Genomic DNA, 1,385 nt, shown 5'->3' on the forward strand with positions numbered 1-1,385 from the left:
GGGTTAAGGGTCAGAAAGTGTGTCTGAAATCGGGGATTTCTAAGGTCTGACCTGTAGGTTCTCGCAGAATATACGCTTTGGGAGCATATATCTGGCTTTGGGACGCTAAATCCACGGTGTGGCTGTCTGCCTGTGGTAGTCGGCGGTGGTGTGGTGACCCAATGCCAAAGAATCGACCACGCTGCCACTGCGGCGGCGATACCAAACGCAATGGAACGACCAGCAAAGGCACGACCCGATGGCGATGTAAAGCCTGCGGAGCCTCGGTCAACAAACGCCGGCCAGATGTCGCCAAAGCTGCTACTTTTACCCAGTTCATTGAGCACTGCACCACCACAACCTCACTGGAAGCATTGGCCGACCGAAATGGGGTCAGCGTCTCCACAATGAAACGCCGATTTAGCTGGTGCTGGCTGGTTGACGTTCCCGACCCCACTATCGGTCATACCGGGCGAATTTATGACCAAGTCTTCCTTGACGGCACCTACACGGCCAGCGGATGCTTAATCGTGGCCGCCACCCTAGACCACGTCATCGCCTGGCACTGGTGTAAACGCGAAACCACCCGCGCCTATAAACAGCTATTAGAGCGCATCCCAGCACCTTTAATCGCCGTCATCGACGGCGGGCAAGGAGCTGCCAGTGCCATCAAACAGTGCTGGCCTACCACACTCGTCCAACGCTGCCTGGTGCATGCTCAACGCGTGGTACGCCGCTACACCACCTCAAGACCACGCACGGATGCTGGGCGCACTATCTACCGGCTAGCACTCAAGCTCACCCGCATTAGCACTATCGAGCAAGCCAGCCAATGGGGCGCACAACTGCATGAATTCGCCACGGTCTACCGCACCTGGTTAAACGAGAAGACCCTCGTCAAAGACCCCCAAACAGGCCGTTGGACACGAACTTGGACCCATGCCAACGTGCGCAAGGCCTACAACAGCCTCAACCACCTCTGGCGCAGCAACCTGCTATTTGTCTACCTCAACCCGCCCGAAGAAGTCCTTGATACTGACCAGATCAAAGCCACCACCAACAGCCTTGAAGGCGGAATCAACTCCCAGCTGAAACTACTAGCACGAACACACCGCGGACGACGAGGAGAACACCAACGCCGAATGCTCGAGTGGTGGCTCTACCTAAAAACTGAACTGCCCGACGACCCCGTAGAAATCGCCAGGCAATCCAACTGGGGACAGGACCAACTCGCCAAAGTACAAACCCTGACCCACAACGAGAACCAAGCCGACCACGAAACAGGACGACCAGCCCTCTACGACAACGCTATCGACACCAACTACACCCATTCAATCGGCATCCAAAAAGGCCAAATCTAGCCCCAGCAACACGCCGAGCCAGACACACATTTTGACCCTTAACCC

Annotated in this window: 1 protein-coding gene; it reads left to right on the forward strand. The window is 56.2% G+C overall.

The features are described 5' to 3' along the window. Positions 1 to 161 precede the first annotated feature (161 nt). The gene (locus HMPREF2857_RS06120) at positions 162 to 1,340 is read left to right on the forward strand and encodes an IS1249 family transposase (protein WP_070643149.1); all 1,179 of its coding nucleotides are present in this window, start codon (positions 162 to 164) and stop codon (positions 1,338 to 1,340) included. Positions 1,341 to 1,385: the final 45 nt, after the last annotated feature.

Source organism: Corynebacterium sp. HMSC076C10, assembly GCF_001812455.1.
Classification (GTDB): domain Bacteria; phylum Actinomycetota; class Actinomycetes; order Mycobacteriales; family Mycobacteriaceae; genus Corynebacterium; species Corynebacterium jeikeium_D.

Coding starts and splice junctions, on each gene's coding strand:
- HMPREF2857_RS06120 (WP_070643149.1), top strand. CDS start 162: ATGCCAAAGAATCGACCACGCTGCCACTGCGGCGGCGATACCAAACGC.